Below are 18,723 nucleotides of genomic sequence, written 5' to 3'. Positions count from 1 at the left end.
CAAGCTTATCTAATCTTTGTATTCAAAAATTTTGAGTTTGTGCGTCATTGTAAAATGTGACGCATGTCAACCTTATTGGAATTACCGTTCATATATCTAACTTTATTTCTAATGTCGCTGCCTGTCAGGCCGATACAGTTAATGGGAGCGTATATCTATTAAAAACTGATTGACTAGGAGTCGACCAAAGTGGCTGGAAATAATAAAATAGATGATCCTGAATTTAAGGAGGATTCGCAGAACTCAGAATATGTCGATAATGTTGTCATAAGTGAGTTGGTTAATAACTATGATAGCGAGCATGGACAACACGAACTCGATCATGAAAATTCTACTATTTCAGAAAAGCATCAAATTGAAATTGTCAGTATTGATGAATTGGAAAAAGAGTTATTGCAACAATCAACAAAAAACTTTCAGGAGAAATCCATAATACCAACACTCGGCAATCCTATTGATGATGTACAAAGTAGGCAATTGTCTGAATCTACGATGAATCCCACAACCTATGATGGCAGTACCGCTGAAGACCGAGTTAATTTAGCATCTGAATTTCATGCTGCTATTGGTGATTCTTCAGATAAAGATTGGGTACGTGTGTTAGATCTTGGTGATACAGAAAATTCATTAAATCCATGGAAAGAAAATACCAGCGATAGAAATCTAAATTACGATGTAGAAACAATTGCTCTTGAAGTGGGTATTGATGTATCGGGAATTATTCAATTTGATGATGGTAGTCAAGTTGCCTTTGATAATATTGAATGCATCGAATGGTAAACGCAATTGAACGGTAGCAATCAAGCGACAAAAAGAAAAATATAAAATTAATTTTTCAAAATCCATACAAAATAAAAATCAAAATTTATAACTGACTAGTCTGTCGGTTTATTGTCAGATAAGAGGCTAAGTTACTAAATAACTTTCAGTTATTGCCGTTAACTCAAGCGAACGGGTGATTCTTGTTAGAGTCGCCTATGCGTTGATATATCTATTCTAAGAATAGATCTATACAGGTTAATGGTAAATAACGAATGTATTCAAAAAATAATAAAAACCTAGATGCCCCCAGTCATTGGCGTCGTCCTGATGTTCTGTTTGCTTCCATAGTATTAAATATTACCGCGCTCGCGCTGCCTCTGGTAATTCTTCAGGTGTACGATCGAATCCTTCCAAATAAGGCATTGGATACTTTTGCACTAATGATTAGTGCGCTTATATTTGCAACAGTTATCGAAGTGTTTTTGAGAATTGCGCGCTCAACAATCTTGGCGTGGAAGGGTGCGCAATACGAACATGCAACAAGTATGGAATTGCTTGACCATGTACTGCATGCAGACTTGGTGAAGTTCGAAGGAAAGACAGTAGGTCGATATTTAAATAAAGTCGATGCAGTAAAACAAATCCGGGAATTTTATTCTGGTCAAACTATTCTTATGCTAGTGGATTTGCCATTTGTATTTGTATTCCTCACATTAATTTGGGTGTTTTCACAAGAGCTGGTTTTGGTGCCATTAACTGTAATGGCAATATTTGCGGTTGTTTCCTATGTAATGGGTAAGCAATTAAAAGCAACGCTCAATGAAAAATCTGATGCATCAGAAAGAAAACAAAATTTTCTTATCGAAGTATTGCAAGGAATGCATATTGTTAAATCTATGGCTTTAGAAGCTCCGATGATGAGACGCCTCGAGCGACTACAAGGTCACTCTGCTCAGTCAATTTATGATTTGAGTAATATCAATAGTGTTATTCAAAGTGTGGGGGCTACATTCTCACAAGTTGTGATGATGTGCTTTGTTGGGATAGGAAGTATCTATGTTGTTGGTGGTGAGCTGACTGTGGGAGCTCTTGCAGCAGGAACTATGCTATCAGGAAGAGTCATGCAGCCAGCGTTAAAGGCAATGGGATTATGGACGCAACTGCAAGGTATCAGTATCGCGAAAGAAAAAATTCAGGAATTAAAAGATATTCCACTTGAAGCTATAGATGATCAATCAGACAAAATGCAAATCAATGGTGACATTGAGTTTGATAATGTTCATTTCAAACATGATCAAAGTGATCAAGAGCTTATTAAAGGTGTGTCACTTAAAATTGAGCAAGGAGAAACTGTTGGGATAACAGGATCAAATGGTTCAGGTAAAAGCACGTTGATTGAGCTGCTAATGGGTTTTATGTCTCCAAGCGAAGGTGTAATAAAAATTGATGGTAGAGATATACGTACTCATGACCGCTCTTCAATGCGAGCACAAATAGGGTATATGCCTCAACACGGTGTAATTTTTGAAGGAACTATTCTCGATAACATGACAATGTTTAGAGAAGGTGCTGCAGTTGATCGAGCGTTAGACGTTGCTAATAAGATTGGGTTGACTGAAGTCATAATGCGATTGCCTGAAGGGCTGGATACAAAAGTAAGTGGAACAAATTACGATTCACTACCAGTTGGAGTAAGGCAGCAAATTATATTAGTAAGATCGCTGGTTGGCTGTATGTCATTCGGTGAGCCAAAAATTATTTTATTTGATGATGCAGATTCATCTTTAGATTCACGGCATGATCAAATGTTAATTAAATTACTTACTGAACTTAAAGAGAAGTACACCATGATTATTGTTTCTCACCGCCCATCTATTCTTCAACTCTGTAATAGAAATTATATGATCGAAGATGGCGATTTAATAATGCTGCCATGGCTATCTGGCCAGGGGCAGCAAAAACCTCAAGCAAATGAGCAATCATTATCTGCATAAGGAATATTAGATGAGTGATTCCACAACATATTTATCTGAACAGGATCTGCCACTATCAGAGCAACTTTGTAACGCTATTCGAGAAGGAAGAGTAGAAGATCTCGATTATATTTCTCCTTATGCGGCGTGCATTATTCCTTTGTTAAGTGCATTGGGTTGGAGAAGTTATCAACGAGAATTAATCGAGGCGCTACCGCATTATGTGGATCATCTGGATCTGACTGATCTTAGGAATTTATTAGTTACTCTGGGTTATGAGAGTGATCAGGAGCACACCACGCTTGATAACGTCAATGAGGATTTGCTGCCGGCGTTGTTTATCAGTGATCAAAATGAAATTTGGGTGGTTCAAGAAAAGAATGACGACCACTATTTGGTGTTTGATGCAAATCTAAAGGAATCAGTTGAGAAGGAAATTGGCGAGTATGCAGGAGAGGTTTGTTATTTCACAGACATGCATCCTACTCATGCGTTGCCATTGAGTAATCAAAATCCTGAAAGTTGGTTTGGTGATACGGTTAGTCACTTCAAGAAATTAATCAAGCATTTGTTGGCGATGACGTTTGTATTAAATATCATTGCGCTTGCAGTACCACTCTTTATTATGGTCGTGTACGACAATGTTATAGGGGCGCGATCAACTTCAAGTTTGCCATATTTAATTGGTGGATTGTCTGTGGCTCTATGTATTGAGCTTGTGCTTAGAATTTTACGTTCAAAAACCATAGGTATGGTTGCTGGAAGGCTGGATTATATTATTGGTGTAGAAACGCTTAAAAAATTACTTTACCTGCCACCTCAGTTAACAGAGCGAGCAACTGTGTCTTCACAGTTATCTAGATTGAAGCAATTTGAGTCGGTAAGAGATCTGTTTTCGGGATCTGCGGCTAGCTTGTTTTTAGAGCTACCATTTGTGATATTTTTTATTGCGATATTAGCGTTACTAGCAGGTGAAATTGCCATTGTTCCTGTAGTGATGGTGGTGCTATATGCGATCATTTCTATGATTTTCTATCCTGGCCTCAGTAAAGATCTGAAGTATGCAGGACAAGCCAGGACAGCCAGGCAAAGAATGTTAATGGATACGTTTCTGGGTATGCGAGAATTAAAAGCTTTAGGAGCAGAAGCAACATGGAAAGAAAATTTTCGAGAAGTGTCAGGTCAGGCAATGTCTGCATCTTATAAAACTGCCATGAAGCATTCTGTTATAAATAGTGTAAGTCAGTCATTGATGACTCTGGCGGGTATCGCTGTGTTAACCATAGGTACGCTTAAAGTTATGAATGGTGAAATCACAATTGGCATTCTAATTGCTGTTATGGCCTTGCTATGGCGAGTGCTTTCTCCATTACAGGGTATATGCTTATCAATGCTGCAAATTGATCAGGTTGTGCAAAGTGTCAAGCAGTTAAATCAGTTAATGAAACTTAATACGGAAACAGTAGATAGTAAAACTGAGTTAATGATGCCGGAAATAGAAGGGAACATACGTTTTGATCGTGTAAGTTTCAGGTATGGACCAAAATCAGATGCAGCTTTGTTAGGAGCAAGTATAGATATTGCTGCAAATGAGTTTGTTGCAATCGTTGGCGATAACGGATCGGGTAAGTCAACGATATTAAAATTGATCGCAGGAATGTATCGTGCGCAAAGTGGTGTATTAGCTATTGATGGCACTGATGTTCGTCAATTCAATGCGATAGATTTGCGAAGATTGATTGCCTATGTGCCGCAAAAGCCATCTTTATTTAAAGGCACCATTGCTCAAAATCTAAGATTAACAAATCCATTAGCAACTAATGAAGAAATTGTTCAAGCTGCAAGAGAGGCTGATGTGTTAGATACAATTGAAGCCTTGCCAGATGGTTTTAACACAGTGGTTGGTGAGAACAGTTCAGCAAAATTATCTGCGAGTTTGGTGCATGGAATTTGTTTGGCAAGAGCTTATATTCGTCATGCGCCAATTTTGTTAATGGATGAGCCTGCCGAGTCATTGGATATGGTCAGTGATCGGCGTTTAATAAAACAATTATCAGAAAGAAAAGGAAAGCAAACTATTGTGATGGTGACTCATAGACCTAGTCATGTGCAGTTGGCAGACAGAGTTGTTGTGATATCCGAAGGGGTGATTAAGGGAATAGGAACTCCTCAAGAAGTAATGAAAGCATTATATGGAGCAAAGAATAATGACAAATAATTATGATGAAAGTAAAAGTCAGTCTAAAGCTGAATTGCCTAGAGCGAGAGCCCGCTATATTGCTCAATCCATACAGTTAGAAGAATCTGATGCTCCTTATGTGGTTAGTGTCGGAATTGCGGCAACAGTGGTGTTGGTAGTGGCCTTTGTTATTTGGACATATATCACGCCTGTAAATGAAGTCGCAATTTCTGAAGGCAAGATTGTACCTCATGGTAATAATCATATTGTTCAGCATTTTGAAGGCGGGATTGTAGAAGATATATTGGTTAGAGAAGGAGAGTTGGTTTCAAAAGGAGAGATATTGTTAGAAGTATCACCCATTGCAATAGAATCTGATTACGATCAATTGAAAAGTCGTAGCTCATCAATGATATTAAAACAAATTCGTTTGCGAGCATTGTTGTCAAATGTAGAACCTGAGTTCGATCAATATGCGGACCAGTACCCTGAGTTAGCAGCGATTGAATATGAAACATATCAAGCTCAAGTAAGAAGCCAGCAAGCGAAGCTGCAGACATTGCAAACTAAGATCAATCAAAGAAATCAAGAATTAAAGCGTGATACTGCTCGAACTAAAGCGTTGAAGCAACAGTTAGAGGTAGTGCAAGAGCAAGTTAAAATTAGATCTGCATTAGTGAAGAAGGGAGTAGTGGCAAAAACAGATTTACTTGATCGTCAAGCTGAGCTGGCAGAAATTAGAACTGATTATATACAGAGTAATGCAAATGTGGCTGTTGCTAAAGAAGCCATTAATGAAGCGCAAGATAGTCTATCTGAGATCGAGAATAAGTTTATTGAACAAATTAAATTAGAAACAGGCAGTGTAGCTGCAGAGATAGCTGAGTTAAAAGAACAATTGATCAAATTTGGAGATCGGGTGGATCGTCTACATATCAGAGCACCAGTATCTGGGTATGTGACTAATTTGGCTGTGAATTCTATTAGAGCAGTGATTGAGCCTAGCCAAATCTTGTTGGAAGTAGTCCCGGTGGATAAAGAGCTGATCGTTGAGTCGAGAGTGTCGACTCAAGATATAGGTCATGTGCATGTCGGTCAGGAAGCTGTGATCAAAGTGGGTAGTTATGATCCTCAAAGGTTTGGAGTGATTGAAGGTGAAGTTGATCGTATAAGCCCGTCAACTTACCTAGACGAGGAAAATCAGCCTTATTACAAAGCTCAAATCATATTAGCAAAGAAGTATCTTGGACCGAAACCAGGAAAATATAAATTGATACCAGGAATGACAGTTACAGCTGATATTCGCACTGGTGAAAAAACAGTCTTAGACTATCTGTTGAAGCCAGTTTATCGAGGTTTTCAGAATGCTTTTCAAGAAAGGTAAATCTATAATTAATATATAAACATTTACTTAAATAACTTTTCGTTAGCCCAAAGTGAAAATGCAATAAATGCAACAATTGGCAGAAGCCAGTAGAGTATGAATTCAGTCATGAAGCGTATTGTATTAAATATAATTGAATAGTCAAACTATTTTTAATATATAATAATTATATAAATAAGTAATTTTGAATGAGTAAGTTATTGTTAAATGGTATTTTTACAATTCAATTAAAATTTCTCTAAAATTTCTCGTGATAATAGTGCACATTTTCTCGATGAAGTGTAATTATTTTCCTTATATTAACTAAGTACATCTACTTATATTTTTTCTGTTAAAGTAAATAAACCAAATTCTAAGCCTAACTGATAAAATTATCCGCATGATGACATTACGCTTTATTTTATTGACCTCTCTGATTTTCTTTGCCCACATGCTTAATGCTGAAGTGGTAAGTAAGCAGGTGAGTTATCAGTCAAATGGGGACCCTTTAAAGGGTTATCTCGCTTATCAAGACGATGGCGAGCAAAAAAAGCCTGCAGTATTGGTTGTACATGAATGGTGGGGGCATAATGATTACGCGCGTCGCCGTGCTGATATGTTGGCAGAACTTGGATATGTGGCATTTGCATTAGATATGTACGGTGATGGCAAAGTAGCCAATCACCCTGATGACGCTAAAAAATTCATGCAAGAAGCAATGGGGGATGAAAAAGCATTCAAAGATAGATTTTTATCAGCTTTACACTATGTACAACAACTGAATAATGTTGATTCAACAAAAATTGCTGCTATCGGTTACTGTTTTGGTGGCGCGGTGGTGATAAATATGGCGCGTATGGGAGTAGACCTAAAAGGCGTGGCTAGTTTTCATGGTTCCTTAGCGACATCTACACCAGCTAAAAAAGATACTGTGGTAGCGCAAGTAATAGTGTTCCATGGCGCTAATGATGCGTTTATTCCTGAGCAGCAGTTAGAAGATTTTCGCAGTGAAATGTTAGCGGCGAATGTCTCGCATGAAGTCATTGTTTATGAGGCAGTAGATCATAGTTTTACTAACCCAGATGCAGACATGTTTGCTGAAAAGTTTAGTATGCCACTAAGTTATGATCAGGATGCAGATGTTGATTCTTGGGAGAAATTACAAATTTTTCTTAAGAAAATCTTCAATATCTAAGTTTAGACGCTTTCTATGCTTCTGTTTCTACTCCATCAATAATAAAGCCTATCTTTCGTCGCGGCTTTTCCTTTTCAATTTTTTGTACGAAACATAATAATTGCACACTTGATTGGTGTGATAGCAGCATACAAGGGTTACCATTTAGTAATCCTTCAATGCGAATACCATGGAAGCTTTCCTGAGCCATGCGTTCAATTTCAACTTGAAGCCCACCATTTAAAATAGCTAGGATGGCGGGTTGAACATCGTCATCTAATTCTTTTCGCCAGTCAGTCACAGTTTGTGATAAGCGTTGTAATAATGCGCGAGCGGATTGGTAAGAATTTTCTTGTGCATTCTCAATTATTTGTTGTGTACTATCATCATTAGGGCGAGGGTAGCGTAGTGAACTTAAATCAAGTGCACCAGGGTTAGAAGCAATAAATTTTTTTAATGTGTCTTCCATTATTCAAATCCTTAATTTATCTGCCTTTGAAAAAAGAACCGAGTATGCCGCGGACTAGTTGTTGACCGACTCTTGAAGTTACGATTTTAGTCACGCTGCGAATGACAGTATTCGTGGTAGATCGACTGCTACTTGACCGACGTTTTTTTGTAGCAGGTTTCTTATATTTTCTTTCTTTTTCTAAGGCTTTCTCTTTAGCAACGTTCTGTTCAGCTCTAGCTGATAATAGTTCAAAAGCACTTTTTCTATCTATCCTTACATCATATTTATCTAATACAGGGCTTTCACTAATAACTTGTTTTCTTTCCGAAGCGATAGCTGGGCCCATGCGAGATTCTGGCGGGCGTATTTTTGTTTTTTCAACAATCGTTGGTGCGCCTTTTTCATCTAGCACTGAGACTAAAGCTTTACCAACACCTAGTTGTGTAATCACCTCTTTGACATCTAGCTTAGGGTTAGAGCGAAAAGTCTGTGCAGCAGCTTTAACCGCTTTCTGATCTTTAGGTGTAAATGCACGTAAAGCATGCTGAACACGATTACCTAATTGACCAAGAATGGAATCAGGAATATCTATAGGATTCTGAGTAACAAAATAAACCCCCACTCCTTTAGAGCGTATTAAACGCACAACTTGCTCTACTTTCTTGATGAGTGATTTGGGGGCATCTTGGAAAAGTAAATGTGCTTCGTCAAAAAAGAAAACTAATTTTGGTTTATCTGGGTCACCGACTTCAGGGAGTTCTTCGAATAATTCTGAAAGTAGCCATAGCAAAAAAGTTGAATATAATTTCGGGTTTTGCATTAATGTTTGTGCAGATAATATGTTTATATTACCTTTGCCCGTATCGTCGCAGCGCATGAAATCACTTAATTCTAGTGCTGGCTCACCAAAAAACTTTTTTGCACCCTCATTTTCAAGCACTAGTAAGCGACGTTGTATAGCGCCGACTGAAGACTTGCTTACATTGCCATATTTGGTGCTAATGCTAGAAGAGTGTTGCCCTACAAAATTTAACATGGCGCGAAGGTCTTTTAAATCCAGCAATAACATGCCTTCATCATCAGCAATGGTGAAAGCAATATTTAATACACCTTCTTGAGTATCGTTCAGTTCTAGTAACTGAGAAAGTAATAAAGGACCCATCTCTGACACAGTGGTGCGAATTGGATGGCCTTTCTTGCCGAATAAATCCCAAAATACTGTTGGGTATCCTTGAAAAGTATAATTCTCAGGCCCTGTTTCAGCTGCACGCTCAATCATTTTAGGATTGTCTTTGCCAGCTTGGCTAATTCCACTCAAATCACCTTTCACATCAGCGGCAAATACTGGTACGCCAGCTTGAGAAAAACCTTCAGCTAATATCTGTAGAGTGACAGTTTTACCTGTACCTGTTGCACCAGCAATAAGTCCGTGACGATTAGCGCGATCGAGGCGAAGTTTTTGTTCGGTCTCACCTTTGCCGATGCAAAGAAAAACAGGGGTTTGTGTCAAAGTGCTGCTCCTAATGATTTGCTATTTGTATGAAATAATATTTTGTTTGGGGAGGTGAATGCAAACGCTGTTATTATTGATTCGAAGGCCACTCAAGAGGTATATCATATCCAGCATCAACTAAAGCATCTGTTATCACTTGGCCATCATAGCCATGAATTACCGCCTCGCCAATCACTGATAAAGGGACGCCGCGTCCGCGCAACGCCCAATAGCCGGTAAATCCACGAATAGATTGTTCAGTATCATATTCAATATAGGGAATTTTATATTGATTGAGTGTGTTTCGAAGCACTTTGCAGTATGGACACCATTCTGTGGAATAAATGATTACATCAGTCGAGCCTTGTTTAGGTTGATGTAAATGTGCAGCTAAGCGGTCCATTGAGAACAGAATTAGGGCAACAACGAGTAAAATGAAAAGCAGCTTTTTCATTGAGGCAAATTTTCGGTCTATTTGTTAGCAATTATACGCGTTTTTTGGTCGGTAATTCGATTCCCTTGAGCCTGTCCGGCTATTAACTGTTGAATAGCCTTACGTTACGGTTAACTATCAATCAGCTCAAATGGAATTGAGATATGGCTACAGCAACTACAGACTTAAGTCCTGAAAAAACACATCTACTACGTTTGTTTTTAAAACAGATTGTTAATGATGATCTGCGTGCCAAACAACTATTTCGTCTTTATTATGACAGAGGCGAGATTTCTGAAGAACAGTTTTTTGAAGCAATAGAGACATACCAGCGATGAGTTAATCTGGACGATTAACAATAGGCATAGGGCAGCCAATACATGCTGCGATCACGCGTAGTAAACCCCACTCAGTAGGCGTTACTGTATTGTCGTATTCAATACATTCTGCGCAAGCAGTTAAGAATTCATCTTTGAGTAACGGCACAAGATAATCAATTTTTTCTATTGCTTTATTTACGTCGTGAAACTCTAGTTCTTCATCAATTATGTATTGAGCATCTGTCATCTCTAATTTTTTCATGCCTTTAGAAAATGCAGCAATCTTTTGATCACTATTGGTGTGTGATTCACTAGCTAATAATGACATTGCACAAATTATTTCATTTTTAATTTGAGAGAATGAATGATAGTTGCGCACGAATCGTTTTTTATTGCCATTAAAGTGTGTATCGAGGTAATGACTCAGTAGGCGAAAGTGCAGCCATTCTTGTAAATGTGATTGCTTATCGGCAAAAATAAATTGTGTGAGATGTTGTTTGAACTGTGAGTATTGAATGTCAGATAAACGTTTTAATGCAGGAATAGACATTTCAATCAGAGGTAAAATATCTTTTTGTTGTAGCTTGGCAACATCTGGAGCATAGCGATTAATATCGGTTACTAATAGAGGGTGGTCTTGTATATAAGCTAACTGTTTTTGTCTGATTTTTTCGTCTTTGTCTAATCGTAACGCCAACATTAGTGCGTAAGCGCTACCGGGATTATGCGTCGCATCATTAACAGGCTTGGGTAATGCATCTACGAGTAATGCAGCGATAGCGACCATGACAGGATCAAGGAAACCAGTAGTATTCAATAGTTTTTCTAGACCATCTATTTTATTTTTTGATTCAGCCGTAGAAGAAGCAGGTGTCTTTTCAATCGCCTTGCCTGGCAAATAACTTCCATCCCAACGAGGGTCAATGCGAAGAATTCGTTTTTCTAATGGTGGGTGAGTAGACATTAATGAAAATGCACGTAAAAAAATTGCATCGCCAAAAAACATATGACTGCATTCATTAGCATTGGGTGAACTCATGCTGGAGCCGACCCCAGAGCCTATTACTTTTAATGCTCCAGCAATGCCATCTGGATTTCGTGTGTATTGCACCGCGGAGGCATCAGCTAAATATTCACGCTGTCGACTTACAGCAGACTTAATAAGAGAACCAAATAACGTACCAATCGAGCCTATAATAAGTAACCCAACACCAATACCCAATACAGGTAGGCCACCGCGATTATTTGATCGAGAGCGAGAAGTGCTATGCAATGCTAATCGACCCGCTTTGCTTATAAAGACTATGCCCGCAAGGATAGTAATTAGATTTAAATTTAGACGCATGTCGCCATGTAGAACATGACTAAATTCATGACCGACAATGCCTTGCAGTTGATCTCTGTTTAAACGTTCCAAAGTACCACGGGTAACACCTATCACAGCGTCGCTTTCATTAAAGCCTGCTGCAAATGCATTAATAGTAGTTTCTTCTAAAACATATACTGGGGGAACGGGTAGTCCGGCTGCCAGCGCCATTTCTTCCACAACATTAAGTAATTTTTGCTCGTTAGCATCAGCAGTGTCTTTATCAATAGGTCTACCGCCAAGCATTTCTGCCACGCTGGGACCACCTCGAGACATTTGCATGCGTTTAAAGAGAATGACGCATACGATGACGGCAATCACCGCAGCGGCAGTTTTTAGTAGAGTTGTAGAATCGAACTGTTGTAGATAAGAGGCAGAATTAACTGAGGTGGACTGCCCAAACCCCCAAAATGAAGCAGCAATCAACGCAACAGTAAGCCCAATGATGCACAGAACAGATGCTGAAAATAATGCAATCAGCAGCCATGTGTTTTTACGTGCACGGTCTTGCTGTTCAAAAAAATTCATTGGTTGAACTTAATAACAAGCAAAGTGCAGGCAGTATTTTCCTTGATATGGCGGTTATTTAAAAAGAAACTTTAGGCGCAGCCTGAATTTCAGCGCTATCTTCCATAACAAGTAATTCCGCATCATTTGGATGACCAAATGCACTAGCAAAAAATATAGGTGGGAAACTTTGTCTATACTCATTATAAGCAGTAACAGAATCATTAAATGCTTGTCGTGAGAAGGCCACTTTATTTTCTGTGGAAGTTAACTCTTCAGATAATTGCATCATGTTTTGATTCGCTTTTAAATCTGGGTATGCTTCAACCACTAAATTAAATTTCCCCATTGAAGAAGCTAAAGCAGATTCCGCGCCGGCTAAGTCAGCCATGGCAGAGGCGCTGCCAGGATTAGACTTTGCGGCGTCGAGCATGGCACTAGCAGCATTTCTAGCTTGTACAACCGATTCAAGTGTTTCACGCTCATGCTGAATATAGCCTTTGGCTGTCTCGACTAGGTTTGGGATCAGATCATAACGGCGTTTAAGTTGAACTTCGATTTGAGCAAAGGCATTCTCAAAGCGATTTTTAAGGCTGACCAGTTTGTTATAAATACCAATGACAAATAGAACAATCGCTACAATAATGACTAGGAAGATAATAATTGACCAATCCATGCTAGATCCCCGTTGATTGAAATAGGCTACATAGTACTAAATCATAAAGCCCATTAGAATGAAATTTGCGTGTAAATAGCATCCGTTGGTCGAGTTAGTCCTGAAATAAAAAGAGAGATTATATGAGTGAAGATATTCTTATGGAGCTGCAATCAAAAATAGCCTATCAAGAAGATAGTATTCAGGAATTGGGTGCGGTGGTGATTGCTATGCAGAAGCAAATCGATGACTTAGAGCTTTGCTGCCAAGCGCTTAAAGATAGAATGCGCGAAATGAGTGGGTCGCAGGGAGGGGGTTCAGATCACGACGAAAAGCCGCCGCATTATTAATATGGCGGCTTATTGATGTTTAATTTTTATCAGATATTTGAATTAACGACACAAAACATCATCACGATGTTTTTCAAGTTTAGCTAACACCTGCTTTTGTAAGTCAGCCTCGATACCCATTTCATTAAGTGTGGTGTGCACATTTTCAAGCATGGCATCAACATGCTCATCACTTAAGCCTTTAGCCACGACATCTTTATGTGATTTACGCATATTTCGGCCAGTATAGAGAGATGGACCACCAAATATGTAAGTCAAAAAAGCTGTCATTTTGGTAGATTGCTTTCTGAAATCAACATTATCAAAGAATTTATTAATTCTTTCGTCCTCCGAGATATGGTAATAAAGCTTAATAGAAGCAAGTTCTACTGCATTTTTACCGCCAATTTTTTCAAACAGTGTTTCTTCCATAAAGAGCTAACCTCATGTGATTTAAGTAATTTATGCTTGAGAGCATAATTAATATCACTGTGGTTAACATTGATCTGTATCAGCCGCAGGCGGAAATTTTATTGATTTGAGATAAGTCTGAGTATTTCATCTGCAAATTGTTTGACGGTGTCATTTAAGGCGGATACTCGATCTGGTGTGCTCGTACTTCTTGCAGATGCGCTAAATTCTGAGTAAACAGAAGAAGCTTGTTTCTTATCATCTTTATTGAGTAATTGCCACTGCACAATCAGCAAGGCATGACCTTTACTATTATTTTCAAATTTTATTATCTTTGCTGTCAATTCCTTATTCAAATTGGCATTGGAAGACCATGGGTGGCTGATGATGCTATTTGAGCCGGAATTAATAGTAATATTCTGCGTTAGTGTGCGGGTAAACATTTCATCCATTGGCTCTGCCCACCGCTCAAATTCTGCATAAATTAATTCTGCAGATTCTGATTTGGTTACGATTTGAGGACGGTTAATATATCCAGGAACTAATATTGGACCGACGCCTAGATGTAAGTTTTTTGCTTCGTGCGAGTCTGCTGTTGCAATTGCATCTAAAACATAGAATTGTGAAGATCGTGTGGTGCCTCCAATTGAGCAGCTTGAGACGAATATACATAATATAATTGTATTCAGAATAGTGGTAGTTGAGATTGTTTTATTTTGAATATTCATAATTCTCATTTGATTTACTGTATTTCCTGTTTTCCTTTGAGAAATGCTTCGGGGTGTTGCTCTAGATATTCTAAGTAGATGCGAAACGAACGAGCGGCGTTTCGTAATTCATCTAAAGTAGATGTAAGTTCATATCGAACACTGTCATCATCTAGACTAGTTTGAATTTCCTCGAACGTTTTTTGCATTTGAATAGCAGCCATTTGAATTTCTGTTAATGTGGATTCGCTGTCAGCGATAACTGGATTCACTCGCTTGCTAGTTTCCTGAATAATCACTTTAATCTCTTCGGCGATTGAATTGAGATGCTTAATCGATGCTTGTAATTCATGGGTAATATTTTGAGTGGCAGGCGAATTCACTAATTGATTTAACCCTTTTAGAGTGTTGCCCATTTCAGGTGAGCGCACGAACTCCTCTATACCATCGACAGCAGATATAAGGTTAACGACAAGATCTTCAACAGGCAGACTTCTTAGTTTTGCCATAATATCTTGTGTCTGTTCAAGGGCGAGTTGTATGTCTGAAGGAATAGTAGGAATTTCCAGAATTTTATTATTGTCGCCACGAAGCTCTATTGGGCTATCTGGATAAAAATCTAACTCAACTAATAACTGTCCAGTAACAAAGCTCTCCATTTGCAATTTTGCCCTAAGGCCTTGTTCAACTAAAGTGCCCATCATTTTCTGTGAATCATCGCTAGTGAACTGTATCTCTTGTGAAGATTGAATCGCGCCTGGTTCCAACTCGATATAGACCGGCAAATCAAACTCATTCATGGAATTATCAAATCGTACATGCACATCGCGAACTTGACCAATTCGAACTCCTCGAAAGTTGACATTAGCGCCCACTCTTAAACCTTGTATAGAGCCATCAAAGTAGGTTACAAAAGTTTGCTTGTCACTAAATAAGGCACCGCTTCCTAGTAGTATTAGACTGCCAACAATGAGTGCAATGGCGCCTGCAACGAAAGCACCTATGATAGTTGGATTAGCCTGTTTACTCATTGTTTTGCTTCACCACGTTGTAAGAAGTTTCTAACTTTGAAATTGTCGCAATGATCTCGTAAAAATTTTGGGTCATCATTAGCCAGCATAGTTTTTGTTTCTGGATCTAAGAATACTGAGTTGTTAGCAATAGCAAATATACTTGCTAATTCGTGGGTCACAATGATGACTGTTGCACCTAGACTATCACGTAATTCTAAAATTAGATCATCAAGTAGACGCGAGCTAAGAGGGTCTAAGCCCGCGGAAGGTTCATCAAAAAATAAATATTCAGGGTCCATGGCGATTGCACGAGCAAGTCCTGCACGTTTCTTCATTCCACCACTAATTTCATTTGGATAATAATCTTCAAATCCAGCAAGGCCTACTAAAGCAAGTTTTAAAGAGCTGAGCTCTGATATCTCATTGTAAGATAGATTTGTATATTGCTTGAGTGCCAAGGCAACATTTTCTTTTAATGTCATTGAGCTCCATAAAGCACCACTTTGAAATAGTACGCCAAACTCACGCCTTAGTTGATCTCGCTGATGGTCAGTTGCGTCCCAAAAGCTGTCGCCTTGGTAATTAACAGTACCGGTTGCAGGGGACTTCAGCCCCAGCATAATTTTAAGTAGAGTGCTTTTGCCGCAACCACTGCCACCCATAATGACAAAGACATCGTTACGATTGATGGCAAAATTTAAATTTCGTTGAATGACATAATCGCCATAGGCCATAGTGAGGTTATCTACAGAAATATGTGTATCAGTCATTTTAGATATCAAGCAAAGTATAGATAACATTTAAAATGGCATTAGCCACGACAATAGCCACAATACCACTCACCACCGCAGAAGTCGTGGCAAGTCCAACCGCTGCAGCACTCTTGCCACACTCTATACCGCAACGACAACCAGCAATAGCAATTAATACACCATATATAATAGCCTTGAATAGGCCGCCAATAAAATCTACTAAATTAACAGAATAAATTGTTTGTACCATATATTGATAAATACTGACATCAAGTACCGCGAGTGAAACTGCAGCACCTCCCATTACTCCAAGTAAATTAGCGTAGATACTTAATAGAGGTAGCATTAATATTAAAGCAATGATCTTGGGCAGCACGAGAAAGTCGATAGGGTCTATTCCCATTGTGGTGAGTGCATCAATTTCTTCGTTAACTTTCATCGTGCCAAGCTGCGCTGCAAACGCTGCACCTGTGCGTCCTGCCATGATTACGCCTGTCATGATTGCGCCCATTTCTCTTACCACACCTACAGCGACTAAATCAGCAACATAAATACCTGCGCCGAATTTATTAAGTTGCACAACACCTACAAATGCTAGAATTGCGCCGACTAAAAATGCTATTAAACTAACAATGGGAAATGCTTCTGCTCCAGTTTCCTGAATAGTCACCCATAAATCTGAGCGCTGATAATTAGCCTTTCCACGAAGAAATCGACCAATAGATAAAGTTATTTCTCCGACAAATGAAATGATCGATTTTATGCTAGCAAGTGTAGAAAGAAATTTCTTTCCAATTCGAGAAAAGAAATTTTCTCTATTATTTAGCTTTTTAGCGCCCTCAGGTGCTTCAACAGCAAATGCCAAGTTTAGAAGTCGCTGAGCACCTTCTGGTAATTCGACTAAATTTAATGCCAGGTTATTGTTATCGGTATGTTTGCGTAATTTTACTAAAAAGGTAATTAACCTGCTGTCCCATTTGCCGAGTGATGATGCGTCTAACTCAATAAATTGAGTGTTTAAGCTATCGATAGTTTGCTGGGTATTTGATACAGAGTGCTCTATCAGCCAGTCACCAAGTAGTTCTATGCGAGTCGTTTGTTGCTCTCGCGTGAGTCTGAAGTCAGGTTGTGCAGAAGATGAATTCAAATGGCGCTATCCATAATTAATTATATGTCCGTATGTAATGGTATCACTATCAATCTGATGAAAATATTGCAATCTTGTCAACCAATCGGCTTTCGAGGCGTTATTGATTCTGATGACAAAATTTTTAAAAGGAAAATTTATGAGATACGTCTTGAGTATGTTGGGATTATTGTTTGTCTTATCTTCAGGTATGGTGAGTGCGGATGAGGGACAAGCAGGATTTGCTTGGAAAGATATGCGGGCCGCTTGCAAAGGTAATCATGAATCATCCGAATGTCTAGAATATAGAGAGAAGGCTCGAGACTATTGTCAGGCACACCCAAATAAAAAGCGTTGTCGTAAACTTCATGCAATGAAGGAATGCAAGCAAAATCCAGGTTCAGAAAAATGCCACGAATATAAAGAGCGGATTAAGGCGTACTGTGATGAGCATCCAGGGTCTAAGAAATGCGTCCGTGCCAGATTACATCAAACCTGCAAAGATGATCCGGAATCTGAAGAGTGTCTGACAGCAAAAGAAAAAGCCCACCATCATTTCTGCGAGAAACACCCCGATCATGACAAATGTATCTAATTTGTAATATGTGAATTGCTCTGAAAGTCCCAATATCACTTTGGGGCTTTCGTTTTATAGCGCAAATGAGATACCGATTATTTGTACAGTTCTTATATACTTGAGCCAGAAATTTTAACTGCACTAAGGAGTTGTTATGTTTAACGCGCTTTCCATCCCGTTTGGGTGTGTAATGCTATACAACGTTGTCAAATTAAAAGATGGCGTAAAAGTCGAAGATGTCGAACTAGCTTTAGGTGAAATGTGTAATGTAGTGAAAAACACCTATGGTGATGACGAAGGCGGATTCATTGGTGGTCAGGTGTATAGGTTTGGTGGCTTTATCTCTGATGAAGGTTCGTTTGCGTCAAAACAGCAAACGCAAGATCACATCGCCATTGTGACCTACTGGAAATCATTCGAGCAGCATGAAAAATCACATGCTGATGCTACTTTTAAGGAAAAATTTGAAGCGCTGGCAGATTATGCCAATGAGACCTATGAAGTGGGTTACGAAATGCTATGGCAGGGTGAGCCAGAAGAAGAGCACTAATGAAATCAATTGGTGAGATAGCAGCTTTTGCTATCTCACCTAAATTAGTAATTTAAAACTCCATGTCAGGCTCAATCAGAGGTAACTTCTTGGCGATATCGCAACGAATTAGCGAATCAATCTTGTTATCAATCTGATAAAAACGGAATACTTTTTTCGTAGGCAAAACTTCTTTAAAGCCACTTAAATATTGCTGTTTCATTTGAAGTTTTTGACCTTCTAGTCTGAAGAAAGCTGATAGCATATTTGAAGCGCTTTGCTCGGTTATAGTGTTCTTTTGATGTTGATCGCTGAATTTTCGAATCAAGTCAAATGATTCTTTTGTAATTTTGGCAAGATCACGTTCATACGCGGCATAAACATCCCAAAATGGGCCGCTTTGCTCAGAAGTTAACTCTAGTGATTTTGAGATTTGAACTTTCTTTTTCGCTTCAAGCTCAATTCTGGAAGATTCTAGTTCATCTGCCTGGATGCTTGTAATAAAAAAGACAATAAAAGTAAATAACATGATACTGCGTATCATCGGTATGGCTCCTGTACAATGTCAATAAATGAATAAAAGATGGTAACATTGATTTATAAG

The 18,723-nt window shown here is 38.7% G+C and carries 20 protein-coding genes; 9 read left to right on the top strand and 11 right to left on the bottom strand.

From position 1 onward, the window contains the following. Positions 1 to 189: 189 nt before the first annotated feature. From R8G33_07800 to R8G33_07780, 5 genes are all read left to right on the top strand, one after another. Entirely contained in the window at positions 190 to 780 is a 591-nt protein-coding gene (locus R8G33_07800) for a hypothetical protein (GenBank protein MDW3095559.1), read from the top strand. A 254-nt stretch (positions 781 to 1,034) separates the two neighbouring features. After that, on the top strand, positions 1,035 to 2,756 hold the full coding sequence (locus R8G33_07795; protein ID MDW3095558.1) for a peptidase domain-containing ABC transporter: 1,722 nt from the start codon (positions 1,035 to 1,037) through the stop codon (positions 2,754 to 2,756). 10 nt (positions 2,757 to 2,766) lie between these two features. Next, positions 2,767 to 4,953, top strand: a complete 2,187-nt coding sequence (locus R8G33_07790) for a peptidase domain-containing ABC transporter (protein ID MDW3095557.1) — start codon at positions 2,767 to 2,769, stop codon at positions 4,951 to 4,953. After that, positions 4,943 to 6,298 (top strand): HlyD family type I secretion periplasmic adaptor subunit, encoded by a 1,356-nt coding sequence (locus R8G33_07785; protein ID MDW3095556.1) that lies wholly within the window; start codon positions 4,943 to 4,945, stop codon positions 6,296 to 6,298. Before R8G33_07790 ends, R8G33_07785 begins: the two co-directional genes overlap by 11 nt. A 379-nt stretch (positions 6,299 to 6,677) precedes the next feature. After that, positions 6,678 to 7,472: a dienelactone hydrolase family protein gene (locus R8G33_07780; protein ID MDW3095555.1), complete on the top strand. Its 795-nt coding sequence runs from the start codon at positions 6,678 to 6,680 to the stop codon at positions 7,470 to 7,472. A 13-nt stretch (positions 7,473 to 7,485) separates the two neighbouring features. On the opposite strand, the gene R8G33_07775 is transcribed toward R8G33_07780, so the two are convergent. The 3 genes from R8G33_07775 to R8G33_07765 form a co-directional block, all read right to left on the bottom strand. Further along, positions 7,486 to 7,920 (bottom strand): DUF6173 family protein, encoded by a 435-nt coding sequence (locus R8G33_07775; protein ID MDW3095554.1) that lies wholly within the window; start codon positions 7,918 to 7,920, stop codon positions 7,486 to 7,488. A gap of 16 nt (positions 7,921 to 7,936) precedes the next feature. Further along, positions 7,937 to 9,412, bottom strand: coding sequence for a helicase HerA-like domain-containing protein (locus R8G33_07770; protein MDW3095553.1), 1,476 nt, complete (start codon positions 9,410 to 9,412; stop codon positions 7,937 to 7,939). Between the two features lie 73 nt (positions 9,413 to 9,485). Next, positions 9,486 to 9,848, bottom strand: coding sequence for a glutaredoxin domain-containing protein (locus tag R8G33_07765; GenBank protein MDW3095552.1), 363 nt, complete (start codon positions 9,846 to 9,848; stop codon positions 9,486 to 9,488). Between the two features lie 143 nt (positions 9,849 to 9,991). Between R8G33_07765 and R8G33_07760 the strand changes: the two genes are divergently transcribed. After that, complete coding sequence (locus R8G33_07760) at positions 9,992 to 10,165, top strand: hypothetical protein (protein ID MDW3095551.1); 174 nt, start codon at positions 9,992 to 9,994, stop codon at positions 10,163 to 10,165. 1 nt (position 10,166) lies between these two features. On the opposite strand, the gene R8G33_07755 is transcribed toward R8G33_07760, so the two are convergent. Further along, positions 10,167 to 12,041, bottom strand: coding sequence for a M48 family metallopeptidase (locus R8G33_07755; protein MDW3095550.1), 1,875 nt, complete (start codon positions 12,039 to 12,041; stop codon positions 10,167 to 10,169). A 58-nt stretch (positions 12,042 to 12,099) separates the two neighbouring features. Beyond that, entirely contained in the window at positions 12,100 to 12,696 is a 597-nt protein-coding gene (locus tag R8G33_07750) for a LemA family protein (protein MDW3095549.1), read from the bottom strand. A gap of 122 nt (positions 12,697 to 12,818) precedes the next feature. On the opposite strand from R8G33_07750, the gene R8G33_07745 reads away from it, so the two are divergent. Continuing rightward, complete coding sequence (locus R8G33_07745) at positions 12,819 to 13,025, top strand: SlyX family protein (GenBank protein MDW3095548.1); 207 nt, start codon at positions 12,819 to 12,821, stop codon at positions 13,023 to 13,025. A 42-nt stretch (positions 13,026 to 13,067) separates the two neighbouring features. On the opposite strand, the gene R8G33_07740 is transcribed toward R8G33_07745, so the two are convergent. The 5 genes from R8G33_07740 to R8G33_07720 form a co-directional block, all read right to left on the bottom strand. Continuing rightward, the gene (locus tag R8G33_07740; GenBank protein MDW3095547.1) at positions 13,068 to 13,436 is read right to left on the bottom strand and encodes a group 1 truncated hemoglobin; all 369 of its coding nucleotides are present in this window, start codon (positions 13,434 to 13,436) and stop codon (positions 13,068 to 13,070) included. Between the two features lie 98 nt (positions 13,437 to 13,534). Beyond that, the gene (locus R8G33_07735) at positions 13,535 to 14,143 is read right to left on the bottom strand and encodes a PqiC family protein (GenBank protein ID MDW3095546.1); all 609 of its coding nucleotides are present in this window, start codon (positions 14,141 to 14,143) and stop codon (positions 13,535 to 13,537) included. A gap of 14 nt (positions 14,144 to 14,157) precedes the next feature. Next, positions 14,158 to 15,153, bottom strand: a complete 996-nt coding sequence (locus R8G33_07730) for an MlaD family protein (GenBank protein MDW3095545.1) — start codon at positions 15,151 to 15,153, stop codon at positions 14,158 to 14,160. Continuing rightward, positions 15,150 to 15,905 (bottom strand): ATP-binding cassette domain-containing protein, encoded by a 756-nt coding sequence (locus R8G33_07725; GenBank protein ID MDW3095544.1) that lies wholly within the window; start codon positions 15,903 to 15,905, stop codon positions 15,150 to 15,152. The genes R8G33_07730 and R8G33_07725 overlap by 4 nt, the downstream gene beginning before the upstream one ends. A 1-nt stretch (position 15,906) precedes the next feature. Continuing rightward, entirely contained in the window at positions 15,907 to 17,034 is a 1,128-nt protein-coding gene (locus tag R8G33_07720; protein MDW3095543.1) for an ABC transporter permease, read from the bottom strand. Between the two features lie 139 nt (positions 17,035 to 17,173). On the opposite strand from R8G33_07720, the gene R8G33_07715 reads away from it, so the two are divergent. Both R8G33_07715 and R8G33_07710 read left to right on the top strand, forming a co-directional pair. Beyond that, positions 17,174 to 17,608 (top strand): hypothetical protein, encoded by a 435-nt coding sequence (locus tag R8G33_07715; GenBank protein ID MDW3095542.1) that lies wholly within the window; start codon positions 17,174 to 17,176, stop codon positions 17,606 to 17,608. A gap of 172 nt (positions 17,609 to 17,780) precedes the next feature. Beyond that, entirely contained in the window at positions 17,781 to 18,140 is a 360-nt protein-coding gene (locus R8G33_07710; GenBank protein ID MDW3095541.1) for a hypothetical protein, read from the top strand. Positions 18,141 to 18,192: 52 nt separating this feature from the next. On the opposite strand, the gene R8G33_07705 is transcribed toward R8G33_07710, so the two are convergent. Continuing rightward, positions 18,193 to 18,663, bottom strand: a complete 471-nt coding sequence (locus R8G33_07705; protein MDW3095540.1) for a hypothetical protein — start codon at positions 18,661 to 18,663, stop codon at positions 18,193 to 18,195. Positions 18,664 to 18,723: the final 60 nt, after the last annotated feature.

This window comes from Gammaproteobacteria bacterium (assembly GCA_033344735.1).
In the GTDB taxonomy this organism is placed as follows: Bacteria; Pseudomonadota; Gammaproteobacteria; order UBA4575; family UBA4575; genus UBA1858.
Note: the sequence above shows the minus strand (reverse complement) of the source record. Positions and strands in the feature narration are given on the sequence as shown.